Consider the following 7,082-nt stretch of genomic DNA (forward strand, 5'->3'; position numbering starts at 1 on the left):
CAAAACCCCCAATGGGTCGACCAGCTCCATCATTTAGCAAGCCAGGCGGACCACCAAAACCCGGTGGCAATAAATTCGGAGGCCCCAGCAGTGGTGGGAATAAGTTCGGCGGTGGCGGCGGAGGCAAAGATCGTTTTAATCGCGGCCCGAATAAAGGCGACAAAGATGCGTTCAATGTGAACGAAAACATTCGAGCGCGCGAAGTTCGAGTGATTGGTCCTGACGGAAAAATGTTGGGTGTGTATCCGACCTCTCAAGCTTTATCTCTTGCTCGCGATTTTCAACTCGATCTGATTGAAGTGGCTCCCGATGCCTCTCCTCCGACTTGCAAAATTATGGATTACGGCAAGTACAAGTACGAAGCTAAGAAAAAAGCTCATTCCAACAAAAAGAAACAGGTGATTATTTCTGTTAAGGAATTGCAAATTCGCCCCCGCACCGACGAGCACGATCTCGAAGTGAAGATCCGTCATGCCCGCCGTTTCCTCCTCGAAGGAGACAAAGTGAAAGTGAGCATGCGATTCCAAGGTCGCGAGATGGCCAATCAGGAAATGGGTCGAAAGACCATGGCGCGCTTCACGGCCGCGATGATGGATTTGGCTTTGGTCGAGTCGGAGCCGAAGAGTGAAGGTCGTCAGTTATTTATGATCGTCGCTCCGGACCCCGTAAAGATCAAAGAATACAAGGCCAAGCATCCGAACGAAAAGCCTGGAAAGGCCCCGTTGCCGGAAGAGCTGTTAGATAACACTCCCGACGAGGATGATGACGCAGATTAAGATCGAGGGCAAACCTATCGCCCTTGCCAGAAGACTTGTTTCAAATTGGAGCGTTGGAACTCCATCATTTTCCTCAATGTCTTAAGTTTCGGGGTATTCCGCCGATAATAACTATGTGAAGTTCAATAGTTATTACAAATTGTTAAGCCCAATAAAGTTCAGGGTTAGGCCTACATATTTTGAGGTCTTCCTTTTTCTTTATGCGCTACTTTTTTTAGGAACTCCACGCGCTCAGGCGCAAGCCGTGCCCAACTCATTTGTTTATCAAGGGCAAATCACAAAAGCGGGGGGAGCACCTCTCGAAGCGAACCCAGTAATTTTTAACGTCCGTATCTTTTCGGCAGTGAACGACTGCTTACTTTACGAAGAACAGCATTCGATCAACATGCTCGGAAGCGAGGGTATGTTCTCGTTAAATGTGGGTGCAGGAATTCGTTCCGGCAGCGATTACGAAGATGTTTCTAATATTTCGACTATTTTTCAAAATGGAATCACTTTCACCGGTATTACTAACTGTGCTTCAGGCACAAGTTATAACGCTTTAACGGGGCACACTCGTAAAGTGCGTGTGAGTTATAACGACGGAAGTGGTTTAGTCACTCTCGCTCAGGATTTTCATTTGCAGACCGTTCCCTATGCCTGGTACGCAAATAGCCTTCAGGGCTTAAACGCTTCGAACTTTGTTCAAGTGAACGTCGGTCAAAATTTAACTCAAGCGAATTTAGAAAGTCTCCTGAGTGGAACCAACTACAATACACTTTACAATTTAGCCTCTGGAACCTCGACAACCCCGTTGTCGATGAACAACCAGCAGATTAAAAACTTAGCCGATCCCACATTAGCTCAAGATGCTGCAACCAAAAATTACACCGATACACGCGTCGGGGGAAGTCTGGTGAATCTCTCGGGTGTAGGTGCGGGAGTGGGCGACGGACGAGTGCTCGCGTGGAACGCCACGCTCAATCAGTGGGAAGCGATCACACCCTCGTCTATTGCTGATGCCACAAAACTGCCCCTCGCCGGTGGCACGATGGGTGGAAATATTAACATGAGTGGCAACCAGATTTTGAATGCGGGTCATGTGACTCTGCAAAATCTCTCGACGATCACATTAGGAAAATTCACGACCGCTCAAGAAACCACCTTGGTCGGAACTCTGGGTGTGGGGAACAAAGGGGCGACCTGGTATAACAGCACGACAGATAAAATCATGTACTGGGACGGAGATAGTGCGGAGGCTGTGGGTTCAGGTGCGGGCACCGGCGATATTGAAGAAATCGCTACGGCCGCTGGTTCGGCTCTTTCGGGTGGGGTCACTTCGGGCGTTGCGGCGTTGGCCGTGGTGGTGGATGGAATCACGATTGAGGTGAATGGATCCAATCAGCTCCAGGCGAGAGATGCTGGAATAAGTTTAAGCAAGTTAGCTGCGGATTCGGTGAACAGTTCTAAGATTGTCGATGGAACAATCGTCAATGCGGACATCAATGCGGCGGCGGCGATAGCGTGGTCCAAGATCAACAAGACCGGAGCCACCGCGGCAGATGTGGGTGCCGTGGCACCGTCTCGCGCGATCAACACAAACTCAGGATCAGGATTGACCGGTGGTGGTGATCTTACGGCTGATAGAAACATTGCGATGAATGTCGATAACTCCACGATCGAAATCGCCACAAACACGGTACAAGTCAGAGACGGTGGGATTACTAACGCCAAGATCGCGAGCATGAGTGTAGATAAAATCACAAGTGCCGCATTACAATACTTTAGCTACATGCCAGCGGGTACAGAGTGCTTGGCGGGCGAAGTTTTAAAGTGGAATTCTGTAGATGATCGTTGGATCTGCGGGACAGATGCAGGTGGAGTCACTGTCCATAGTGGACTCTCGGGCCTTGGTGCGGATGATCACACACAATACGTGATGCTCGCAGGTCGTGCCGGTGGACAAATTCTTCGCGGCGGTACTGCGGCCAGTAATAGCTTAACTTTAGAATCGACGAGCAACGCCACCAAGGGATCGGTGCTCATTCAGCCCAGCGGCGGTGCTGTGGGAATTGGGACGACAAACCCCTTGGGTCGACTTCATATTAATTCTGGAAGTGCGAATGTGACGGCGTTAATGACCTCCGGCTCAGGATTTAATGCAGGGTTTTCGTTTGGAGATGCCGGAGGCGGCACTCGATGGAAAATCGAAAAAAGCAATGTCGTCGAAGGTGGAGCTAATGCCGGCTCTGACTTGTACATAAGTAATTGGGATGATACCGGTGCTTTTTTATCAATTCCATTTGTTATTAAAAGATCGAATGGGTACGTCGGTATACTTAATTCCAATCCCCAATCGCCGTTGGATGTTGCCGGGACGATCCGCGCCAACGAAATCTGCGATGAGGCGGGCTCTAACTGTAAAGATTTATCGGGGGGCTGGGGAGCCGGTGGTGATATTGACGGAGTTGTGACCAACACAGGATCAGCACTGAGCGGAGGCACCCTGAGTGGAACAGCCACTCTAGCTGTGGTGACCGATGGAGCGACGATTGAGACTAACGGCTCCAATCAACTTCAAGTGAGAGACGGCGGCGTCAGTTTAAATAAACTCGCAGCCGATTCCGTAAATAGTTCGAAAGTCGTGGATGGTAGTATTGTGAATGCAGATATCAATGCCGCTGCGGCCATCGCCTGGAGCAAAATCAATAAGACAGGGGCTACGGCAGCCGACGTCGGTGCTGTGGGAACGGCTCGCGCGATCAATACCAATGCAGGATCTGGATTAACTGGTGGTGGTGATCTCACTGCGGATAGAAACATCGCGATGAATGTCGACAATACGACTATCGAAATCGCTACGAACACGGTTCAAGTGAAAGACGGCGGAATTACGAATTCAAAGATCGCGAGCATGAGTGTCGATAAAATCACAAGTGCCGCGTTACAGTACTTTAGCTACATGCCGGCAGGCGCAGAGTGTTTGGCGGGCGAGGTTTTAAAGTGGAACTCTGTCGATGATCGTTGGATCTGCGGAACAGATGCGGGTGGAGTGACAGCTCACAGTGCGCTCACAGGTTTAAGCGCAGATGATCATACTCAATATGTCATGCTCAGTGGACGTACCGGTGGACAAACTTTGATCGGTGGAACTGGAGCTGGAAATGATCTCAATTTAGAGTCCACCTCTAACGTCACCAAGGGAAAAATTGTTCTTCAGCCGAATGGTGGTAATGTTGCCATCGGGACTAATACTGCCAATCTAAAATTGACCGTCAATGGGGAAGTGCAAGTGGGCTCGACAGGGGCCGCATGTAACTCGACGAATGCCGGAGCAATTCAATACGTCTCTGGAAATCTTCAATACTGTAATGGAACTGCGTGGAGTGCCGTCGGTGGTGCGCCCGCCGGCACAGTGAGTGCATTTCCAACCGCAACGTGTCCCGCAGGTTGGCTTGAGGCCAACGGGAACGCGGTTTCTCGAAGCACATACGCAGGACTATTTAGTACTCTCGGAGTGACTTACGGTGCTGGTGATGGGTCGACCACTTTTAACCTTCCCGATTATCGCGGCTATTTTTTACGAGGCTGGAGTCATGGAAGCACGGCGGATCCTGATCGGGCTTCGCGAACCAATCGCGGTGACGGAACGACGGGCGACTTCGTCGGAACGAAACAGGCGCAGCAGATTCAAGCGCACTCCCATGATCCTAACGTGGCGGCCATTGCTCAAGCAGGATCCGGAGCGTGGGGATATTCAGGAACCCCATCTGGCTTTAGTACCGGCTCCGCCGGAGGCAATGAAACACGCCCTATAAATATTAACGTGATCTATTGTATTAGTACGGCGACGCAGTCCTCATCGACGGTGGCGAGCACGGGCTCCGGAAACACCAATTACATTCCGATGTGGACGAGCACAACAGGTCTTGGTGATAGTCCTTTATTTGTTCTGAGCGGAAATATTGGCGTTGGAACTTCTAATCCGCAATCGAAGCTCGATGTTTCCGGAACGATTCGCGCCAATGATATTTGCGATGAAAACGGCGCCAACTGTAAAGATATATCCACGGGCTGGGGAGCCGGAGGAGATATCGACGGCATTGTCGCCAACACAGGTTCGGCCTTAAGTGGCGGTGTCACTAGCGGGACAGCCACACTTTCGGTGGTGACCGATGGAACAACAATCGAAACGAATGGCTCGAATCAGCTTCAGGTGCGAGACGGTGGAGTCAGTTTAAATAAATTAGCCGCAGACTCTGTGAACAGTTCTAAGATCGTCGATGGAACAATCGTCAATGCGGATATTAATGCCGCAGCGGCCATAGCTTGGTCAAAAATAAACAAAACCGGTGCCACGGCGGCCGATGTAGGAGCTGTAGGAACGGCTCGGGCAATCAATACAAACTCAGGATCAGGATTAACCGGTGGTGGAGATCTCACGGCTGATCGAAACATTGCGATGAATGTCGATAACTCCACGATCGAAATCGCCACCAACACCGTCCAAGTCAAAGACGGTGGGATTACAAATTCAAAAATAGCAACAGTGAGTGTCAACAAGATCACAAGCGCGGCGTTACAATACTTTAGCTACATGCCAGCAGGTACAGAGTGTTTGGCGGGCGAAGTGCTCAAGTGGAATTCGGTGGATGATCGCTGGATCTGCGGAACTGATGCAGGTGGTGCACCGGCTGGAGCGAATACTCAGGTGCAGTTCAATAATAACGGAGCTTTTGGGGCCTCCAGCTCTCTTGTTTGGGATAACGGAACTTCTACATTGACCTCAACAGTCACCGGAGCCTTCGGACCCAACAGTTCGAGCTTATTGCCTGGTTCGATTCAAGTCTCGCAATCGACGGCCGGTGGAACGCATTCGGGTTCGTACTCTCCAACATCAATCAGTTTAGGCACCGCCGCTGATGGCGCGTACTTCAGGCTACAAGCTGGAGGAGAGGGGCAAATGAACGCCAATGGTGCACTCACATTCTCTGTGGGTACGATTCCTTCGGAGAGGATTCGCATTGCGGGCAACGGTCGAGTGGGAATTGGCACTACTGTCCCTGGAACTCTCCTTGATATTGCAGGTGCGATTACATCACGTCCCAGTGGAACAGGCACCGGTCAAACCGGTCAGTTGATCATGAGGGAGTTAGCGACAAATGGAGTTAACACGTTCACCATTCGTGCACCGGATGTTCTCTCTGCCGATCGCGTTCTCACGCTTCCAGACTCCAACGGAACAAATGGACAAGCATTGACCACTGATGGCTCTGGGAATCTGAGTTGGAGTTCTATCGGAGCGACCGGAACTGCTGGCGGAAGTCTTACAGGAAGTTATCCCAATCCAACAATTGCCTCGGGTGCAGTGACGACCACCGAAGTTTTAGATGGAACAATTGCCGCTATCGATATCGCTGCCAATGCAGTGACAACAGTTAAAATTTTAGATGGATCGGTAACACTCACTAAACTAGCAGATATAGCCACTGGAAGTTTTTTAGGTCGTAATACCGCCGGAACTGGTGCGCCGGAAGTGTTGTCAGTAGCGACGGCAAAAACCATGTTAGGTATTAACAACGTAGAAAACACGGCTCTATCGACATGGACTGGCAGCACAAATGTCACAACGTTAGGAACAATTGCGACAGGGACGTGGAATGCCACCGCAATCGCTGTCGATAAAGGCGGTACCGGCGTAACGGCCATCGCCCAAGGGGATATCATTTACGGAACCGGAGCTAACACCACGGCTGTTCTCCCGAAGAGTACTTCCGCCACACGATACTTATCGAATACAGGAACAAGCAACAATCCCGCATGGGCGCAAATCAATTTAGCCAATGGAGTGACTGGAAATCTCCCTGTGGGAAATCTTAACAGTGGCACCAGCGCTTCGGCATCCACGTTTTGGCGAGGTGACGGGACATGGGCGACACCGTCCACAGCACCTTCCGATGGCGATAAGGGTGATATTACTGTTTCAGGCTCGGGCGCAACATGGACGATCGACTCCGGCGCCGTGACTTCAGCAAAAATTCTCGACGGCACAGTAGCGGCAACAGATCTCTCCACAGCGGTGAACCAAGGGTTGTGGGCGGGAGATGGAACAAACGTTTACAGAACGACCGGCAGCGTGGGCATCGGGACGAGCAATCCGTCGCGCCTTTTAACAGTGCGAGCCGATGCCAACGGAACCAATGGAAATTTTAATGGCGGTGTACCGTTATTCCGACTCGAAGGAAGTGCTGCGAATTTTTCGGAGCCCATGCTCGAATTTGCCGAGCAAACCAACGCTCCTATGGCCGGGATTGCCGGTAAAAATAC

At 50.9% G+C, this 7,082-nt stretch carries 2 protein-coding genes; both read left to right on the plus strand.

Translation table 11 applies throughout. The features are described from left to right. Positions 1-11: 11 nt before the first annotated feature. The gene (gene infC, locus K2Q26_14160) at positions 12-776 is read left to right on the plus strand and encodes a translation initiation factor IF-3 (protein ID MBY0316664.1); all 765 of its coding nucleotides are present in this window, start codon (positions 12-14) and stop codon (positions 774-776) included. A gap of 244 nt (positions 777-1,020) precedes the next feature. Continuing rightward, positions 1,021-7,082: tail fiber protein (locus tag K2Q26_14165; GenBank protein MBY0316665.1), on the plus strand; the 6,062-nt coding region annotated here is incomplete at its 3' end.

It is taken from the genome of Bdellovibrionales bacterium, assembly GCA_019750295.1.
Lineage (GTDB): Bacteria > Bdellovibrionota > Bdellovibrionia > Bdellovibrionales > JAGQZY01 > JAIEOS01.

What these genes read in the sequence shown, in the direction of transcription:
- infC (MBY0316664.1), top strand. Translation starts at nt 12, where the DNA reads ATGGGTCGACCAGCTCCATCATTTAGCAAGCCAGGCGGACCACCAAAA.